We start from the raw sequence: 19,909 nt of genomic DNA, 5'->3' as shown, positions 1-19,909 counted from the left end.
TTCAAAAGATCGTCATGAAAAAAGTGATTAATATAAACTTTCAGGGCCGGGTAATACCGATCGAAGAATCTGCTTTTGAACTTTTGAAGCAGTATATCGAAAGCCTGAGACGCTATTTTGCCAACGAAGAGGGCAGGGAGGAGATCATCAACGACATCCAGGACCGGATCGGGGAATTATTTAATGATTACCTGAAAGGGGGGGCCACCTGTATCACGGACGAAGACCTGGGCAGGATCATCGATAATATGGGCCGGCCGGAGGATTTCGAGGCGGCGGAAAATTCCTTTGCGGAGCAGATGGGGGCGAACCAAGGGGCCGGCGCGGGCAAAACCGGGACTGGCGCGGGCAAAACCGGGACCGGCGCGGGCACGGCGGGCATGGGCTCCACGGAAAAAACGGCCGGTGGCCATTTTACCGGTGGTCAGTATGAACCCCGTGGCCGTTTATACCGCAACGAGTCGGACAAGGTGCTGGGGGGGGTCTGTAGCGGCCTGGCCAACTACCTGAAAATCGACCCGGTGATTATCCGGATCCTCTACGTCATCATGGTTTTCGGAAGTTTCGGGGCGGCGGTCCTGGTCTATTTCGTCCTTTGGATCGCGTTGCCGACGCAAGCCATGGAAGCCAACATCCGCAAGCGTCTTTTTCGTAATCCGGAAGACCGGATGATCGGTGGGGTGTGCGGGGGGATTGCGGCCTATTTCAATATAGAGGTCTGGATCCCGCGGCTGATCTTTGCAGCGCCTTTTTTGCTCGGGGTTGTTGGCGCCATCGGGCGCGTGGCCTTCTGGTGGTGGCACTGGCATGACTTCTCTTATACCGTATTTAACGGGTTTGGTGGTTCCTTGTTATTGGTGTATATCATTCTTTGGGCGGTGTTGCCCGAAGCCCGGACGGCCAGCGAGCGGTTGGAGATGAGGGGTGCGAAGATCGACCTGGAGAGCATCCGGGCCACGGTCCAGCAGGAGTTGCAGGGGATCAAGGAGCGCGCCGTTAAGGCGGGGGGTGAGTTTTCGGAAAGGGCCCAGGCTATGGGAGAAGAACTCAAATCCACCAGCAGGCGTTTCGCGAAGGAAGCGGCGCCGGCCGCGAGGAGAACCGGTTCGGGCGTGTTGCGCGCGATCGGGATGCTTTTCAAGATATTCTTTATGTTCATAGCAGGGATCATTGCTTTTAGCATCCTGGCGAGCCTGATTGCGGTGTTGTTTGGAAGCGTCGGTGCGTATACGCTTTCGGATATTTTCCTGCAGGGTTTTTGGGCGCACTTTTTCTTCTGGGCTACGCTTGTACTTTTCCTTGGTATTCCCGTGGTCGCCATCTTTTATTGGATCATCCGGATGATCACCGGCAGGAAGGCGGACAACTATATCCGGTATGTTTTCGGTTCGCTTTGGTTTTTAGGGTTTGTGAGCGCTTTTTGCCTGGCGGGTATGATCGTCCGGAGCGTGAGGGATGGAAACGCCGTCACGGACCAGGCATCGATCGCGCAGCCATCCCATAACAAGATGATCGTCAGGGTGAAAAACCAATCGTTTGGAAACGACAGCTGGAATTGGGGGGTGCACATGGACGGGTTTATGGAGGCAGGAGACGACAACCTCCTTCATATCTACGACGTGCGGCTAAACCTGGGCCAAAGCCCGGACGGGGACTATCACGTCGCGATCCGGAAACGCAGCAGGGGGAATGACCCGGAGGATGCCCGGAGCAAGGCGGAACAAATCAATTACAGCTTCCAGCAGGAAGACAGTATACTCTACCTGTCCAGGACCTTTACGCTGGGCCAGGACGAGCGTTATCGGGGTCAGGGGGTTTATGTGAATCTTTCGGTCCCGGTGGGCAAGCACATCTTCCTGGACGAGAGCGTGGACCGGCTGAGCGAGTACAAAGTCCGGATCTGGAAAAACAAATGGGACAACAATAACGTGGACATGGACGACGGGGACTACAGCAATGAGGACTGGGAAACGGGGGTAGACTACATCATGACCAAAGACGGGCTGGTTCGGGCCGATGGGAAAAAGATCACCCACGACAGCGACGACGATAACAACGACGACGGCGACAAACCGGAGGCCACCGAAAAGCAGGAGAAGACGGAAAAGCCCGAAAAACCGGATACGGCGAACCCGAACCATGAATACCGGTATCACCCGGCGGCGCCGCAAACGCCAAAAGCCCCGGCAAAATCCAAGGCGGACACGGCTGTCCAGGCCTCCATCAGCCGCAGGGACACCGGATCGCTGCCCGATAACGACAATATTACTTCGCGGTTTTATCATATCAGCTGCGCCCTTTGACTTACATTTGCGCCCAAACCATCGTTAGTATACATGAAGAATACCCCCTTTACCGCGCGGCACCAGGCTTTGGGCGCGAAAATGGCGCCGTTTGCAGGCTACAACATGCCGATCTCTTATACCGGGATCAATGAAGAACACCAGTCGGTCCGTACGAATGCCGGCGTGTTCGATGTGAGCCACATGGGCGAGTTTATCGTAAAGGGGGAAGGTGCACTCGACCTGATCCAGCGGGTGACCTCGAACGATGCGTCCAAGCTGGGCGCAGGGCAGGCACAATACAGCTGTATGCCAAACGAGGAGGGCGGTATAGTGGATGACCTCCTGATCTATTGCCTGGAACCCGGGAAAACCTATATGATCGTGGTCAACGCGGCCAATATCGAAAAGGACTGGAACTGGATCAGCGCCCGGAATACGACCGGGGCCACGCTCCAGGACATTTCCGACCGGACGGCGCTCCTGGCGATCCAGGGACCCAATGCCACCAAGCTCCTCCAGGACCTGACGGAGGGGGATATACTGAACCTGAAATACTACACTTTTGTCAAGGGAACCTTTGCTGGTGTGGACAATGTGCTGATCAGCGCCACGGGATACACCGGGGCCGGCGGCGTGGAGATTTATTTTGAGGGGAAGGAGGAAAACGCCGGGCGGATTTGGGACGCGATCCTGGCCAAGGGGATCAAACCGGTGGGTCTTGGCGCCCGGGATACGCTCCGGCTGGAAATGGGGTATTGTCTGTACGGGAACGATATAGACGATACGACCTCACCCCTGGAGGCCGGTTTGGGGTGGATCACCAAATTCACAAAAGACTTTACTGCCAGGCCCTTTTTGGAAAAGCAAAAGGCGGAAGGCGTCGGACGCAAACTGGTGGGTTTCGAGATGGTGGATAAGGGGATACCCCGTCACGACTACGTAATCGCCGACGAAACGGGTAAAACGATCGGACGGGTCACCTCCGGTACGCAGTCGCCCTCTCTCCAGAAGGCCGTCGGGCTGGGCTACGTGGACGTGGCGCACGCGGCCCTGGATACCCCGATCCGGATCCTCGTCCGGGACAAGGCGCTCGCGGCAAAAGTGGTGAGGGTTCCCTTCTCGTAGGGCACATTTTTTGCTGATAAGCGCCCAAACCAATACCTCATGTCGACCATCCATGTGACCTCATGTATCCACGCACCGGTGGAGAGGATCTTCAATCTTTCCCGGAGCACCAGTTTACACAAGGCTGTACTGCGGTCCTACAAAAAGGGCACCCTGGAAAGCCGGGGAGAGGGCCTGATGAACGTTGGGGATAAAATCAGCTTCCGGCTGAGCTACCTCGGCCGGCAACGGGAGCTGGTGACAAAGATTGACGTGATGGAGGATCCAAAGATGTTTGTCAGTACCTTGGTCCGGGGTTCGTTCCGCAACCTGAGGCACGAACACCATTTCAAACCGATCGAGAACGGGACCCTGCTCATCGACCTGCTGGAATACGAGCCCGCTTATGGCGCGGCGGGCAAGTGGGCGGACGGGTTGCTGATCCGGTCCTTTTTAAAAAAATACCTGGAAGCCAAGAACCGGCTGATCAAACAGTACGCGGAAGGCGAAAAATGGAAGGTGATTCTTCCGGAGAAAAAATGACATGAAACCCAGTTTGCATACCTCGCTTTCCCCTGCTCTTTTGCCTTTGTATGATGTGAGTTCCAGTATTGTCGTCATCATCGACGTGCTTCGGGCGACGTCCACCATCGCCACCGCCCTTTATAATGGGGCCCGGTGCGTCATACCGGTGGACAGCGTCGCCAAGTGTATAGAGATCGGCCGGCAGATCGAGGGGATCACGGCAGGAGAAAGGGATGGAAAGATCGCGGAGGGGCTCGAACACGGCAACTCGCCCTTTGAGTATCCACGGGAATTTATCGAAGGCAAAACCCTGGTCCTGACGACGACCAATGGCACCAAACTCCTTCACATGGCGCTTGAAAAGGGGGCCCAGCGGGTGATCACCGGCGCTTTTTCCAACCTGGACGCGGTCTGTGCCTACCTCTCCAAACAACAACAGTCCGTGGTGCTGGGTTGTTCCGCCTGGAAGGACCGGGTCAATATAGAGGACACCCTTTGCGCCGGGGCCATCATCCACCGGCTGGAGTCCGCTTTCGAGATCAATTGCGATTCCTCCAAAATAGCGCATACCCTTTATCAGGACGCCAAAAAGGACCTGTTTGGATTCATGCGCAAACAAAACGCTTCCCACTATCACCGCCTGAGCGGGTATGGCCTGGAAGAGGACATTCGTTACTGCCTGACACCCAACGTTGCAGGCGTGCTGCCCGTTTATAATGAAGGCAAGTTGACGAGTGATTTAACAATTTCGTGAAGTGGTATCTTCGGATTTTTGAAGGCCGTTTCGGGTATTTTGCTTTACTTTTGTGAATTGCCCTTTTCTGAATGGCCCTCCCTTATCTGACTAAATATGTGTATACCAATGGGACGGATGAAGTAATTCGCCGGGGGAAAAAGATCCACGCCATTGGTTTTGTCGAGCTGGTCGAACACGATGAACTCTCCGGATCCGTCGTATTCCGTGTGAAGGATGACGCGTACAGTACCTTTTACAAGGTGTACGTTCAAAAATACCGGGATGCGAAGACCATGAACCTCCGTTGTGGCTGCCCCTATAACCTGGGGGACATCTGCCGCCACGAATCCGCCGCCCTTTTCCAGCTGCAGGAAATGTTGGATAAGAACCTCCTGGGGGACCAGGAGGTCATCTACAATCAGCGGCATACGATGGTGAAAATGAAGTTCATAGACCTCAAGACCATCCGTTTGCTGACGTCGCCCGCCCTGTTTAACCAGGCCGAGGAGATCATGAGGCACAACCTGGCGAACATCATTTCCGCGAAGGATGAAAGGGTGGAAGCCCGCCTGGAAGACGAGGGCGAGGTATATCCCCTGGTCATCCAAAAGAACGAAGAACGGAATTTCGATACCTCCTGCACCTGTGACGAGCAGACCCACTCCTTGTGCAAACACAAGACCGCTTTGCTGCTCCAGTTGCTAAATGCTTTTGGTCCCCACTATTTCGATACCATCCGGAACTGGGACAAGGAGAAAAACAAGCTCCTCCAGGCCTACGGATACAGCCTGAGCGACGACCTGAAGGGCAAGTTCGAGTTCACGTATAACGACGGCAAACCTTTCCTGAGGGTGCTCGACCCCACCATTAAAAAGATTAACGTGGCCATAGCGCCCGTCAAACCGGTAAAACTGGTGGAAACGGTACCGGAAGAAGTGGCCGCCGAAGTCGTTGAAGACGTCGCGGGTCAGCGCCTGGGAATTGTCGTCAACGCCAATGCGTCGTCCTATCCGGGTTTTTCGATTGACGTCGTCCGGGGGGAAGCCGACGAAGCCGGGGAGAAGTTTGTAGATAAGGTAGAAAAGATCGACCTGGGCAAGTTTGTCAATACCGAGGCGTTCACGGAGGAAGACAAATTGCTGATCCAGCTGCTGAGGCGTTTCCTGCCGTCGGAGCTGAACAAGTTTCTCAACCGGAATTCACCCTTTAGCGGCATCTGGGAAAATATCGTCCATACGGAGGGGGATACCCTGCCGGAGGAGACAAAGGTCTTGATGTTGGACTATCTTTTCCCCAAACTGAAGAAACTGGCCCAGGACCAGACGAACAGCCCGTTTGTGTTCTACCTGCCTGAGAAAAAGGCGTTTAAAACGGAAAACCTCCGGCCGGTGCGGTTTTCGCCGGAAAGCCTGGTGCCCTCCTTTGGGATCGGGCACGGGGACGATGGCTGGAAAGTCCGTTGCCACGTACGGGTGGAGGATGAACAGCTCGAAGTGGGGGAAAATGAATGGAAAAACGCCACCCTTTTTCTTCATGATGGGGTCTTTTACAACTGGGAACGCCAGGATGACATCCTCTTAGGAGAATTTTATATGGAGCACGGGACCAAGGTCATCCCCAATGAACAGTGGCCGTCGCTCCTGCAGCAATACATCCTGCCCCTGACCCGGCAATACAAGGTGACGTTTGCACCGGGCCTGGTCAAGGAAATCAAGGACGTTGTACCGGACATCAGGGTCCAGCTCCAGGAAAAGGGAGACTACCTCGTTTTCAATCCCATATTTTCTTACAAAGGTTTTGAAACCAAATCTGGTGATAAGGGTACCATCACCACCGCCCAGGGAGACCAGATCCTGGTCGTCCACCGGGACCTGGAAGCGGAAAACGCGTTTATACAACGATTGTCGGGTCTGCACTCCGGCTTTATCCGCCCGGACGGTTCGAGCCACCTGGTGTTGAAAGGGAGCGAGGTGCTGAAAAACAACTGGTTTTTCCTTTTTATTGATGCGATGAAGGATATGAAGATCCCGGTCACGGGTTTCGAGGTCCTGAGGAATTTCCGGTTCAATACGGCCCGTCCGTCCACGCACATCCACATCTCCAGCGGGGTCGACTGGTTTGACGCCCGCGTGGACATCCAGTTCGGGGACCAGCACATCGGTATCGCCGCGGTCAAGCAGGCCCTGGCCAGCAAACAATCCTTTGTCCAGCTTCCCGACGGTACCCTGGGTATCCTGCCGGAGGAATGGCTCAAGAAATACAGCCTTCTTTTCAAGGTCGGGGAAAACCGGAACGAACGGCTTCGCCTCTCCAAATTCCATTTCAGCGTCATCGACGAGCTCTACGAAAACCGGGACGAAACGGAACTGGTCATACAGTTGGAGGAAAAATATGAGCGACTCCGGGCTTTCCGCCGGATCGAGGAGATCCCCGCACCGGAAACCCTGGCGGGTATCCTGCGGCCCTACCAGGTGTCCGGTTTCCAATGGCTCAATTACCTCCAGGAGGTCGGCTGGGGCGGTATCCTGGCGGACGATATGGGTCTTGGTAAAACTGTCCAGGCGTTGTCCTACCTGTCCCACTTCCACGCCACCCGTGGCCGGCTGAGGGCCGTCGTGGTTTGTCCGACGACCCTGATGTACAACTGGGAAAATGAAATCCGGAAATTCACCCCGGAGCTGACGTACCTGGTCCACCACGGCGGTGCCCGGGCCAAGGACTCTTCGGTCTTCGAACAATACAACATCATCATCACCACCTACGGGACCCTGCGAAGCGACATCAAATGGCTGATCGGGGTTGGGTTCGACTATGCCGTCCTGGATGAATCCCAGGCCATCAAAAACCCGCACTCCAAGGTCGCCAAGGCGGCCTGTCTGCTCTCGGCCCGAAACCGGCTTTGCCTGAGTGGTACCCCCTTGCAGAACAACACGTTCGACATATACGCCCAGATGAACTTCCTAAATCCCGGCATGCTCGGGAGCGTGGAGTTCTTCCGCAACGAATTCGCCACGCCCATCGACAAATTTGGGGAACAGGAACAAAAAGACCACCTCCGCAGGCTGCTCTATCCCTTCCTGCTCCGCCGGACCAAAGAACAGGTCGCCAAGGACCTCCCCGAAAAGACAGAGTCCATCCTGTTCTGCGAGATGCTGGACGAACAGCGGCACATTTACGAGGCGTACCGCAACGACTACCGCGCCAAGATCCTCGGCTCCATCGACGCCCAGGGGATCGACAAGTCCCAGCTGACCATCCTCCAGGGTCTGATGAAGCTCCGCCAGATCTGCGACTCCCCGGCCATCCTGAACGAACCGGAAAAGTACCCCAACGTCTCCGCCAAGCTGGAAGAGCTGGCCCGGGAAATCAGCGAAAACATCTCCAACCACAAGGCCCTGATATTCTCCCAGTTCCTGGGGATGCTCGCCCTCATCAAGGAAAAGCTCAGGGAACTGGAGATCCCGTTCGAGTACTTCGACGGCAGCACCAGCGCCCCCGACCGCGAAAAGGCCATCCAGCGCTTTCAGAACGACGACACCTGCCGCGTCTTCCTGATCTCGCTCAAAGCCGGTGGCGTGGGTCTCAACCTCACCGCCGCGGACTACGTCTACATCGTCGACCCCTGGTGGAACCCCGCCGTCGAACAACAAGCCATCGACCGCACCCACCGCATCGGCCAGACAAAGGCAATCTTCGCCTACCGCATGATCTGCAAAGACTCGATCGAAGACAAGATCCTCCAGCTCCAGGAGCGCAAGCGGCTCCTCGCCAAGGACCTCATCTCCGATGACCAGGGCTTTGTCAAGTCGCTCTCCCGTGCGGATGTGGAGTACCTGTTCTCGTAGGTTTTGTAGTCTCTTCAATCGGTCCCTGTGGCCCACCCTACATCATCAACCCGGTCCCTGTGGCCCACCCTTGCACCATCGGACCGGTGCGTGTCTCCCACCCTTAGGTCATCGGGCCGGGGCGTGTCTCAGCGAAGTGGGGTGTCTATTTTAACTTCTTTTCCGTGGGGTTAAAACCGGAATTGCATTGCAGGCCGTAACCCCACGGAAAAGAAGTTAAAATAGACACCCCACTTCGCGGGAAACGCGGTTGCGCCTGGGGGGTAGGACGCGGGGAGGCCGAGAGCCAGAGGCCGGGACGGGGAAAGTCATGGAATTGTTAAGTAAGGGCCCCCGGAAAATTTTTGTCCACATTTTTTTAAAAATGGGCTAACTTCGCCCTGCAAAACCCCCTAAAGGTTGGAACACTACCAGGCACATATACATAACCAGGCCTACCATCCCTCGTTGATGGGAACGGTTTTCTATTTGGGTGTGTGTAACTTCTCGTACCTGGTCCGACGACCTCGTATCTGATAGGGAGGTTTCCCTGTCACCGGTGTGATCAGCCCGAGGCGGCTGGTCCCCATTCTTTACCACCGATTTTATTGGATCTTTTAATTCAGAACTGGAATTGGAAAATCACGAAATTATTGTTCGTATAGCGCATAGTGGCGACGGTCATTATGCGGAGACCATCACCGAAGAGATGGCGGCCTCGGCAGCGGCACGGGGTACGGGGATTGCCAAGCGTTCTCCGGAGTATATCCGCACAAAGATGGACGAGGGAAAGGCGGTGATCGCGCTGACTCCGTCCGGTGATTGGGTGGGATTTTGCTATATCGAAGCCTGGAGCCACGGCCAGTTTGTGGCCAATTCCGGTCTGGTGGTCAGCCCGGCGTTCCGGGGTTCGGGCGTGGCTACCCGCATCAAGCAAAAGGTATTCGAGTTGTCGCGTGAAAAATATCCCGACGCCAAGATCTTCGGCCTGACGACGGGTCTGGCAGTGATGAAGATCAATTCGGAGCTGGGGTACAAACCGGTGACGTATTCGGAGCTGACAGACGACAACGAGTTTTGGAAAGGTTGCCAGAGCTGTGTGAATTATGACATCCTGATGAGCAAGAACAGAAAGAACTGCTTGTGCACGGGGATGTTGTATGACCCGGCCTGGGATAAGGAAAAAGCGGCCGACGGCGCTTCGGGGGCCGACGCAACTCCCGCCGCCGCTGGCAACCCTGCCGCCGCCGGCATGGCCGCTCCGACACCCGAAGAGGCCGCGAGCCATCACAAGCACGTCGGCGGTCCGGAACCCCACGACCCGCACTTCGGCCGTCGCCGCCGCATGCACGAGATCCGCGACCACCTGAAGCTCTATGAGCGCTGGTTGCGCTTCAAGAAGTACGCCCTTCTCCACGGCCAGAAAGACGAGCCGGCCAAAAAGGAGGAACAGGGTGCCACGGGTGTAAAAAAATTCTTTCATTTCTTTTTTTAATTGACTTTCGACATGCAAAAGATTGTCCTGGGTTTCAGCGGTGGGCTGGATACGACGTATTGCGTAAAATACCTGAGCGATGAACGGGGATACGAGGTTCACTCGGTGACCGTGAACACCGGCGGTTTTTCCGCCGAAGAACTGAAACAGATCGAGGCCCACGCCTACCGCCTGGGGGTAAAAAGCCATACGACCGTTGACGCGGTAAAGGGATATTATGACCGCATCATCCGCTACCTGGTGTACGGAAATGTGCTGAAGAACAATACCTATCCCCTGAGCGTGAGCGCGGAGCGCCTGAGCCAGGCGATCGCCATCGCGGAGCATGTCAAAAAGATAGGCGCCGTGGCAGTGGCTCACGGAAGCACCGGGGCAGGCAACGACCAGGTCCGGTTCGACATGATTTTTCACATCATGATCCCCGGGGTGGAAATCATCACCCCCATCCGCGACCTGCGGCTGAGCCGGGAGGAAGAGATCGAATACCTGAAGACGAAAGGGGTGGAGATGAACGCGGAAAAGGCGAAATACTCCATCAACAAAGGTCTTTGGGGGACGAGCGTTGGCGGCAAGGAAACGCTGAACTCCAGGGGTTTTCTTCCGGAGGCCGCGTGGCCTACCCAGGTGACCAAAACCGGGGAAGAAGAGGTTAAGCTCACCTTTGTCAAGGGGGAGCTGACGGGGATCAACGACAAGACGTTTGCCCACCCGACCGAAGCCATCCAATACCTGCAAACCCTGGCCGGACCTTATGGGATCGGCCGTGACATACACGTCGGGGACACGATCATCGGGATCAAGGGCCGCGTCGGTTTTGAGGCGGCGGCACCGGTGGTCATCCTGAAAGCCCACCACGCCCTGGAAAAACACGTTTTGACCAAGTGGCAACTGAACTGGAAGGACCAGCTGGCGTTGTTTTATGGGAACTGGCTCCACGAAGGCCAGATCCTGGACCCGGTCATGCGGGACATAGAGGCCTTCTTTACCAGCGCCCAGGACAAAGTCAGCGGGGACGTCTACGTACAGCTCAAGCCCTATCACTTCCAGGTCACGGGGATCGAATCGGTCCATGACCTGATGAACAGCCGCTTTGGGAAATACGGGGAGATGAACAACGGGTGGACCGGCGAGGACGTCCGTGGGTTTTCAAAAATATTCGGCAACCAGACGGTGATCTGGAGCCTTGTCAACGAAGTGGCGGCGCCCGCAACGGGTGGCCCCGCAACGGGCGGCCAGGACGCGGCTGCCGCAAAATCCGGCGGTCATGTCTAGCGGGGCGCAGGCCCGGGGGGGCGCCGCCCCCATCCGGGTGGGCATCGTCGGCGGCGCCGGCTATACCGGTGGCGAACTGATCCGTATTTTACTGAGGCACCCCCACGTCACCCTGACGGCCATCCATAGCCGCAGCAACGCAGGCCAACCCCTGTACAAGGTCCATACGGACCTGCTCGGGGATACCGACCTCGTGTTTACGGACGTCCTCCCAACGGAGGTGGATGTTTTGTTCCTGTGTATGGGACACGGGGAATCGAAGAAATTCATGGAAGCGACGCCGCCTGCGCCGCAGGTCCGGATCATCGACCTGAGCCAGGATTACCGGCTGGATGAAAAAGGGGTGCGGGCCCTCATCGGCGGTAAGCCGATCGTTTACGGCCTGCCGGAATACCAGCGGGAGGCGATCAAAAAAGCCGCGCACGTGGCCAACCCGGGTTGTTTCGCGACGGCCATACAACTGGGTCTTCTGCCCCTGGCAAAGGAAGGCTGGCTGGAAGAGGCCTATACGACCGGTATCACGGGCTCGACGGGTGCGGGCCAGTCGCTCCAGGCGACGACCCAGTTTAGCTGGAGGGCGGACAACGTGTCGGCCTACAAAACGCTGACGCACCAACACCTGCGGGAAGTCCGCCAAACCCTTAAGGCGTTGAATCCCCTGGTAGAGCCGCCGGTACACTTTGTACCCTGGAGGGGGAATTTCACCCGGGGCATCTTTGTCAGCAGCACGGTCACCTGCGCCGCGCCATTAAAGGACATACAGGAGGCGTACCGACGATATTACGAAGGCCACCCCTTTACCCACGTCAGCTCCGAGCCGATCGACCTGAAGCAGGTGATCCAGACCAACAAGTGTCTGATCCAGCTGGAACAGGCGGGCGACAAGCTGGTGGTGCACTCGGCCATCGATAACCTGCTCAAGGGGGCCAGCGGGCAGGCGGTACAGAATATGAACCTGATGTTCGGTCTGGAGGAGAAAGCGGGGCTTGACCTGAAGGCCGGAAGTTTTTAAAAAACCCGACATGCAACTTTTCGACGTATATCCACTCAACGACATAACCATCACCGAAGCCCGGGGTTCCCGGGTCTATGACGACAAAGGACAAGAATACCTGGACCTGTACGGGGGTCACGCGGTCATTTCGATCGGGCATACCCATCCGCACTATATACAACGCCTGACCAGCCAGCTCGGCAAGGTCGGGTTTTATTCCAACTCGGTCCGTATCCCCGGCCAGGTGGAGCTGGCTCGGTTGCTGGGCGAAGTATCGGGTAGGGAAGACTACCAGCTTTTCCTTTGCAACAGCGGGGCGGAGGCGAATGAGAACGCGCTGAAACTGGCGTCGTTTTATAACGGCCGCAAAAAAATCGTGGCTTTCCGCAAGTCGTTCCACGGGCGGACGTCCCTGGCGGTAGCGGCCACGGATAACCCTTCGATCGTGGCGCCTGTCAATGCAACGGCGGACATCGTTTTTCTCCCGTTTAACGACGTGGAGACGCTGGAGACCTTTTTTGCAAAGGAAGGGAGCCAGGTGTCTTCGGTGATCATCGAAGGCATACAAGGGGTGGGGGGCATCAACGTGGCCAGCACCGCTTTTCTCCAGGCCATCCGCCGGCTTTGTGACCAGTACGACGCCATATTTATCGCGGACTCGGTGCAGTGTGGGTATGGCAGGAGCGGGAAGTTCTATTCCCACGACCACAGCGGGGTAAGCGCGGACATCTATTCGATGGCCAAAGGGATGGGGAACGGTTTCCCGGTGGCGGGGATCTCCATCGCGCCAAAGCTGCACCCGAAATACGGGATGCTGGGGACCACCTTCGGGGGGAATCATCTGGCGTGTGCAGCCGCGCTGGCGGTGCTGGAAGTTATCGCGAAAGACGGGCTGATCGCGCACGCGGCAAAGCTGGGGGCGTATTGGATGGAAGAGCTCCGGAAGTTCAAACAGATCAAAGAGGTCAGAGGGGAAGGGTTGATGATCGGGCTTGACCTCGGCGATGAATGGAAGGACCTGAAGAAAAACCTGCTGGCCAAACACCGGATCTTTACAGGGGAATCAAAGCCGAATGTGATCCGGCTGCTGCCCGCGCTCAACCTGGAGCAGGCGGACGCGGACCGGTTCCTGGAGGCGCTGCACACAGAATTCAAAAATTCATAAGATGCAAAACTTCTTGTCTGTGCACGACGTGCCGGATATCAACCGGCTTATCGACAGCGCGCTGGCGTACAAGGCGAACCCCCTCAAGGACAACACCTTAGGCGCGGGGAAGCGGATCGGGCTGCTTTTTCTGAATCCCAGCCTCAGGACCCGTCTGAGCACACAGGTGGCGGCGCGTAACCTGGGGATGGAGGCGATCGTTTTTAACGTGGATAAGGAGGGATGGGCCCTGGAATTCGAGGAAGGAGCCATCATGAGCGGCAGCACGGTGGAACACGTCAAAGACGCAGCCCCGGTATTGGGGCAATACTTCGACGTGTTGTGCATCCGTACTTTTCCTAGCCTAAAGAACCGGGAAGACGATTATAGTGAACTATATATCAAGCAGTTCGTCAAGCACGCCGGGGTTCCGGTGGTGAGCCTGGAGAGCGCAACGCTCCACCCCCTCCAAAGCCTGACGGACCTGATCACCATCAGGGAAGCGTATACCGCGGCGCGGAAACCAAAGATCGTCCTGACCTGGGCGCCCCACGTCAAACCATTGCCCCAGTGTGTCGCCAATTCTTTTGCGCAGTGGGTGAATGCCTGGGGAGAAGCCGACTTTGTCATCACCCACCCGGAGGACTACGAGTTGTCTGAAGAATTCACCAAGGGCGCCCGGATCACGCACGACCAGGACGAGGCGCTGAAAGACGCGGACTTTGTGTATGTAAAGAACTGGAGCACCTTCAACGACTACGGCAAAATCTATAGCAACGACCCGGACTGGATGCTGACCGAGGAAAAGCTGCAATTGACCAACAAGGCGCGGGTGATGCACTGTCTGCCCGTACGCCGCAACGTCGAGCTGAGCGACGAAATCCTGGACAGCCCGGCGAGCCTGGTCACCCGCGAGGCGGGGAACAGGGTTTGGGCGGCGCAGGCGGTCCTGGCGGAAATCTTAAAAGGCGCATGACACAACTCTTTGTCATAAAGATCGGCGGTAATGTGATCGACCATCCGCAGGCCCTGGACGCGTTCCTGGAAGACTTTGCCGGTATCCCCGGCCCCAGGATCCTGGTCCACGGGGGCGGAAAGATCGCCACCCGTCTCGGGGAGCAACTGGGGATCGTTTCTCAATATGTACAGGGCCGGCGGATCACCGACGACGCCACCATCGACCTGGTGACCATGGTCTATGGTGGGCTGGTCAACAAACAGGTCGTGGCGGCCCTGCAGGCCAAAGGCTGCAACGCCATCGGACTGACGGGCGCGGACGCCGGGTGTATCCCCGCGGACAAACGACCGGTGAAGACGATCGACTATGGCTGGGTAGGGGACATTGACCCCGGGAAGGTCAATACGGGCGCCCTGGGAGCCTTGCTGGACGCCGGGCTGGTCCCGGTCATGGCCCCACTGACCCATGACGGGAAGGGGCACATGCTCAATACCAACGCGGATACCATCGCCTCCGCCCTGGCCGTGGCCCTGTCGGGATCTTATGCGGTGCGCCTGATCTATTGTTTTGAGAAAAAAGGGGTCCTCGAAGACCTGCAAAACGAAGACTCGGTGATCCCACTGATCAACCGGGAAAATCATGCACGCCTCCTGGCGGAAGGAAAGCTCGCGGACGGAATCATCCCAAAGATCGACAACGCCTTTGCCGCCATCGACGCGGGCGTAAAGGAGGTTTTGATCGGGGACGCGGCCGATTTGCGCGTCAATGTGACGGGCGCGGTTTCCGGGACATTGATCGTATCTTAGGCGCCGGCGGCGGCGCGTCGCCGCAACACAAAAGATGAGCTAATGCCGCACTTATACGAAGATTGCGTGGAGTTATTGAAGTCCCTGATCCGGACGCCTTCGCTTAGCAGGGAAGAGGACGGGACGGCGACCATACTGGAAAATTTTCTGCGTTCAAAGGGTGTCCCGGTGAACCGTTACCTGAACAACGTATGGGCCGTCAACCGGCACTTCGATCCGGCCAGGCCTACGCTCCTGTTGAATTCGCACCACGATACGGTCAAACCCAATCCGCAATATACCCGGGACCCGTTTGACCCCGCCGTAGAGGACGGGCGCCTGTACGGTCTGGGGAGCAACGATGCGGGGGGCTGCCTGGTGTCTCTGGTAGGCGCCTTTTTGCACTTTTACGAGCGCGGCGGCCTGAAGCATAACCTCGCGGTAGCGATTACTGCGGAAGAAGAGATTTCGGGACGTAACGGGGTGGAGGCTTTGCTGCCGATGCTGCCGCCGATCGAAGCGGGAATCGTGGGGGAGCCTACGAAAATGAACCTGGCGGTAGCGGAAAAGGGGTTGATGGTACTCGACGGGGTGGCCCACGGAAGGGCGGGTCACGCGGCCCGGGAAGAGGGGGAAAACGCGTTGTACAAGGCACTCGACGACATCCAATGGTTCCGGAAGTACCGGTTTGAAAAAGAGTCGGCCTGGCTGGGCCCCGTAAAGATGAGCGTTACCGTCATCGAAACGGAAAACAAAGCCCACAATGTCGTGCCCGCCGTTTGCCGGTTTACCGTGGACGTCCGGGTGACGGATGCCTATACGCACGAGGAAGTGCTGGACATTATCCGGGCACACGTCGCCTCGGAAGTGGTGCCCCGGTCGATGCGGATGCGGGCGACGCGGATCGACGACCGCCACCCGCTCGTGCTGGCGGGGCTGGCGCTGGGACGCTCGCCTTACGGGTCGCCAACCAGCTCCGACAAGGCGCTGATGCCGTTTCCGGCGTTGAAGTGCGGACCGGGGGACAGTGCGCGAAGCCATACGGCGGATGAATACATTCACCTCGCAGAGATAAAGGAGGGATTGGAGGGGTATATCGCCATGCTGGAGCGCGTGGTGCAAAAACATTGATTATGGAAAAACTTTGGCAAAAAGATAAAGTTTCCCTCAAAGAGGTGGAAACCTTTACAGTAGGCAAAGACCGGGAGCTGGACCTCCTGCTGGCGCCGTTTGACGTCTTGGGTTCGATCGCGCATGTCACGATGCTGGGCAGCGTGGGGCTCCTGGAAGACAAAGAGGTGGGCGTGCTGGTGCAAAAACTCCGTGAGATCTTCGCGTTGGTGAGTGAACCCGGGTTTGTCCTGGAGGAGGGGGTGGAAGACATTCATTCCCAGGTGGAGCTGATGTTGACCCGGATGCTCGGGGACGCGGGGAAAAAGATCCATAGCGCACGGAGCCGTAACGACCAGGTGCTGGTGGATGTAAAGCTTTTCCTGAGAGCGGAACTGACAAAACTGATGGCAGAGGTCCGGGAATTCTTCGACCTGCTCCAGGAGAAAAGCGAGGCGTATAAAGAATATCTTTTTCCTGGATATACACACCTCCAGCTCGCGATGCCCTCGTCATTCGGGCTGTGGTTTGGCGCCTATGCGGAGAGCCTGGTGGATGACGCCGTACAGCTCCGGGCGGCGTATACCGTGGTGAACAAGAACCCGCTGGGTTCGGCGGCGGGGTATGGTTCGTCCTTTCCCATCAATCGGACGATGACGACCCAACTGCTGGGTTTTGACGACCTGAATTACAACGTCGTCTACGCGCAGATGGGGCGGGGCAAAGTGGAACGCATCGTGGCCATGGCCCTGGCCGGGGTCGCGGAAACACTCGGGCGGTTGTCCATGGACGCTTGTCTGTACCTGAACCAGAATTTCGATTTTATTAGTTTTCCTGCCGAACTGACGACGGGGTCGAGCATTATGCCGCACAAGAAAAACCCGGACGTTTTCGAACTGATCCGCTCGCATTGTAACCGCATCAAGGCGCTGCCGGGGGAAGTGATGATGATGACGACGAACCTGCCTTCGGGGTATCACCGGGACCTGCAACTCCTGAAGGAGCACCTGTTCCCTGCTTTCCGGACGCTGACGGAATGCCTGCGGATGGCGCAACTGATGTTGAGGAATGTTTCGATCAAAAAGGATATCCTGAAGGACGAGAAATACAAGTACCTGTTTAGCGTGGAGGTGGTAAACCGGCTGGTGTCAGAGGGGGTTCCTTTCAGGGACGCGTACCGCCAGGTCGGCCGGGATATAGAGGCCGGTCATTTTGGATTCGATGGAGAAGTGCGGCATACGCACGAAGGCAGCATAGGGAACCTGTGCAATGACGCCATTCGATCCATGATGGAACAGGTCATGCACAGCTTCCCATTCGCGCGCGTTGGCGCTGCTGAAAATAGTTTGTTGGGGGAAAGTTCATCCTAGAAATTCCTTCAACCGGCGGTAGTTGCGGGTCGAAGGGGATTCAAATTGCTCAAGGAATTTCTTCCACACCATCTTGAGCATTCTCGAAGTCTGGCCGTTAGCGGCGGGGACGTTAGTTTTCATTTTAATTGGATTTTGAAAGGGTAAAAACGGATTTCGAGGTGAATATAGAAAAAAAATCGTATCCAAAAATCTTTTTATAAACATTTTTGGGGCACACGTGGGTAACCGGGCATAATCGAGGGTTTCCCGTAGTCTAAGTGCTTGAAAAGACCGGATTTTTACGGTCTTTTTCCGGGACAAAACCAGTAAAATAAGTTTGACGGAAACCACCGGAAGTCTATTTTCGTAAATAATATTGTTGAACGGCAATCTAAACTCCGCGCTAATAAACGTTTGGAACAAGCGTTAACATTTCAGCAAGAGTTAATGACCCGGCTTAAGGCCAGGGACGAACAGGCTTTTGCCACATTGTACAGGAATTATTCAAATGCTTTCATATCCATCATCAAACAGATCGTTCGTGACGATACAGAGCTTGCAAAAGACATTTTGCAGGACGCCATGGTGAAGATCTGGCACAACATAGATAGCTATGACGCCACGAAAGGGACGCTGTTTACCTGGATGATGAACATCTGTCGTAACGTTGCTATCGATCGGACGAGGTCGAAAGACTTCAAAAATCATAGCAGAAACCAATCTCTTGACGCGTCTCCGGATTCGGGAGACAGTAGAAGTGTGCAACCCACGCCCGAGCTCATCGGTGTCCGAAAGATGCTGGAGGACCTGGAGCCCAACCACCGGGAGGTGGTAGACGTGGTGTACATGCTGGGGTATTCGCACGCCGAAGCCGCAGAGATTTTGAACCTGCCGGTGGGCACGGTCAAGACGCGGTTGAGAAATGCGATCATCGAGCTGAGGAAGCGTTACCAGTATTTATGACCAATGAAATGAACGTACAAGAACTCATATCGTCAGGAAAGCTGGAGCTGTATGTGGCCGGTACCCTCTCCGAAAGAGAGATGGGGGATGTGGCCGCTTCCGCCCTGGAATATCCGGAGATCGCCACCGAGATCGAAAAGATCGAGCGGGCTATGCTGGACTTCCTGAGCCCGGTGGAGTTCAATATGACGGAGCGCGAGAAGGATTCACAGCTGGGATACATTTTTGACCGCATACACGTTCACCCACCTCAAACCGGACCCATCCGGCGCATCAACCGTCTCGGCATTGCCGCCGCCGTGGCCGGCCTTATCCTGACCACCGGTTTGTCGGTGTGGCTGGCGCTCCGGGACAACAATCTTTCCCGGGAAATGGCGGCCCTGCGCGCCGACGAGCAAAGCATGTCGGCGGAAAAGGCGCAATATGAGGATCACGTGGGCAAGATGCAGGAACAGTTCACCCTCATGCGCAATATCCTGACCAGGCGTGTGGAACTGACGGCGGTGGCCGGCAGCAAGATCACGGCCCAGGATAACTACATGCTTCTTTACTGGAATCCCGCGACCAAAAAACTCATGCTGGCCGACGCGCACCTCCCGGCGCTGAGCCCGGATCAGCAATACCAGCTTTGGGCCTTGTACAACGGACAGCCGGTGGACGCGGGTGTGTTCGATTATAAGGACAATACCGTGAGCGTAGGCTTTCAGAAAGACGTGCCCGGTGCCCAGGCCTTTGCCGTGACCGTCGAGCCAAAGGGCGGAAGTAAGACGCCTACGCTCAGCAACCTTTGCATGATGGCCAAGCTGTAGGCGTCATTCCTGAATTTTAGTGTTTATCCTGACCGTAGTGGTGCCCGTTGTCATGGTGCCCATCATGGCGCCATTCCTCGTCGGCTTCCTGCTGGTCATGCCAGTGGTTTTGGTAACGGTCTTCGTGGTTGTCGCGGATAAAGGTCTGTCCATGGGGATCGCCGCGGTATTGGTCGTACATCCGCCGGTGCTCGTCAAAGTGCATGTAGGGTTGGGGCTCGTTCATGACCACTTTGTAGCTATGGAAAAGGTCATAGCCGCGGTAGCGGGGAGGCAGCTCATTGGAAAACATCCAGTGGCGATCTGCGTTGAGGTAGATGAACTGGTGGGAGGGTACGTAGTAATAGCACTGGATGTCGGGTAGATAGTAATACTCGACATGGTCATACCCTGTCGGTCCCCAGGATGGTTGCATCCCGATATTGACCGAAAAACTAATCTGCGCCTGGGCCGCGCCGGTAGCGAAGAGCAGGCCGGCCGCCAAAAGAAGTGTCTTCATGAATAGAAGTATTTGTTGGGCAAAAATAACCAATTCTTAATACCTACCGTCAGC

The 19,909-nt window shown here is 56.4% G+C and carries 16 protein-coding genes; 15 read left to right on the top strand and 1 reads right to left on the bottom strand.

What is annotated here, in order from left to right:
• Positions 1–14: 14 nt before the first annotated feature.
• The 15 genes from EDB95_RS03375 to EDB95_RS03305 all read left to right on the top strand — a co-directional run bounded on the left by EDB95_RS03375 (position 15) and on the right by EDB95_RS03305 (position 19,356).
• Positions 15–2,303 (top strand): PspC domain-containing protein, encoded by a 2,289-nt coding sequence (locus EDB95_RS03375; protein WP_133990577.1) that lies wholly within the window; start codon positions 15–17, stop codon positions 2,301–2,303.
• Between the two features lie 33 nt (positions 2,304–2,336).
• Positions 2,337–3,410 (top strand): glycine cleavage system aminomethyltransferase GcvT, encoded by a 1,074-nt coding sequence (gcvT, locus tag EDB95_RS03370; RefSeq protein WP_133990575.1) that lies wholly within the window; start codon positions 2,337–2,339, stop codon positions 3,408–3,410.
• A gap of 39 nt (positions 3,411–3,449) precedes the next feature.
• Positions 3,450–3,932 carry an SRPBCC family protein gene (locus tag EDB95_RS03365; RefSeq protein WP_133990573.1) on the top strand — a complete coding sequence of 161 codons (483 nt, stop codon included), beginning with the start codon at positions 3,450–3,452 and terminating at the stop codon, positions 3,930–3,932.
• 1 nt (position 3,933) lies between these two features.
• Entirely contained in the window at positions 3,934–4,668 is a 735-nt protein-coding gene (locus tag EDB95_RS03360) for a 2-phosphosulfolactate phosphatase (RefSeq protein WP_133990571.1), read from the top strand.
• Positions 4,669–4,739: 71 nt separating this feature from the next.
• Entirely contained in the window at positions 4,740–8,495 is a 3,756-nt protein-coding gene (locus EDB95_RS03355; protein WP_133990569.1) for a DEAD/DEAH box helicase, read from the top strand.
• 613 nt (positions 8,496–9,108) lie between these two features.
• On the top strand, positions 9,109–9,969 hold the full coding sequence (locus EDB95_RS27650; protein WP_246073488.1) for a GNAT family N-acetyltransferase: 861 nt from the start codon (positions 9,109–9,111) through the stop codon (positions 9,967–9,969).
• Between the two features lie 12 nt (positions 9,970–9,981).
• Positions 9,982–11,241 (top strand): argininosuccinate synthase, encoded by a 1,260-nt coding sequence (locus EDB95_RS03345; RefSeq protein ID WP_133990567.1) that lies wholly within the window; start codon positions 9,982–9,984, stop codon positions 11,239–11,241.
• Entirely contained in the window at positions 11,234–12,253 is a 1,020-nt protein-coding gene (argC, locus tag EDB95_RS03340) for an N-acetyl-gamma-glutamyl-phosphate reductase (RefSeq protein WP_133990565.1), read from the top strand. The genes EDB95_RS03345 and argC overlap by 8 nt, the downstream gene beginning before the upstream one ends.
• Positions 12,254–12,263: 10 nt before the next feature.
• The gene (locus EDB95_RS03335) at positions 12,264–13,400 is read left to right on the top strand and encodes an aspartate aminotransferase family protein (RefSeq protein ID WP_133990563.1); all 1,137 of its coding nucleotides are present in this window, start codon (positions 12,264–12,266) and stop codon (positions 13,398–13,400) included.
• Between the two features lies 1 nt (position 13,401).
• A complete protein-coding gene (locus EDB95_RS03330) occupies positions 13,402–14,355 on the top strand; it encodes an N-acetylornithine carbamoyltransferase (RefSeq protein ID WP_133990561.1) in 954 nt (317 codons plus the stop codon).
• Positions 14,352–15,143: an acetylglutamate kinase gene (gene argB / locus EDB95_RS03325; RefSeq protein ID WP_133990559.1), complete on the top strand. Its 792-nt coding sequence runs from the start codon at positions 14,352–14,354 to the stop codon at positions 15,141–15,143. The genes EDB95_RS03330 and argB overlap by 4 nt, the downstream gene beginning before the upstream one ends.
• A gap of 42 nt (positions 15,144–15,185) precedes the next feature.
• On the top strand, positions 15,186–16,253 hold the full coding sequence (locus tag EDB95_RS03320) for a M20 family metallo-hydrolase (protein ID WP_133990557.1): 1,068 nt from the start codon (positions 15,186–15,188) through the stop codon (positions 16,251–16,253).
• 2 nt (positions 16,254–16,255) lie between these two features.
• Positions 16,256–17,602, top strand: coding sequence for an argininosuccinate lyase (gene argH, locus EDB95_RS03315; RefSeq protein ID WP_133990555.1), 1,347 nt, complete (start codon positions 16,256–16,258; stop codon positions 17,600–17,602).
• 429 nt (positions 17,603–18,031) lie between these two features.
• Positions 18,032–18,547: an RNA polymerase sigma factor gene (locus EDB95_RS03310; RefSeq protein WP_133990553.1), complete on the top strand. Its 516-nt coding sequence runs from the start codon at positions 18,032–18,034 to the stop codon at positions 18,545–18,547.
• A gap of 8 nt (positions 18,548–18,555) precedes the next feature.
• Entirely contained in the window at positions 18,556–19,356 is an 801-nt protein-coding gene (locus tag EDB95_RS03305) for an anti-sigma factor (protein ID WP_162852470.1), read from the top strand.
• A gap of 16 nt (positions 19,357–19,372) precedes the next feature.
• Here EDB95_RS03305 and EDB95_RS03300 read toward each other — a convergent pair whose 3' ends face one another.
• A complete protein-coding gene (locus EDB95_RS03300) occupies positions 19,373–19,855 on the bottom strand; it encodes a hypothetical protein (RefSeq protein WP_133990549.1) in 483 nt (160 codons plus the stop codon).
• Positions 19,856–19,909 lie beyond the last annotated feature (54 nt).

Origin of the sequence: Dinghuibacter silviterrae, assembly GCF_004366355.1 — a bacterium.
Lineage (GTDB): Bacteria > Bacteroidota > Bacteroidia > Chitinophagales > Chitinophagaceae > Dinghuibacter > Dinghuibacter silviterrae.
Note: the sequence above shows the minus strand (reverse complement) of the source record. Positions and strands in the feature narration are given on the sequence as shown.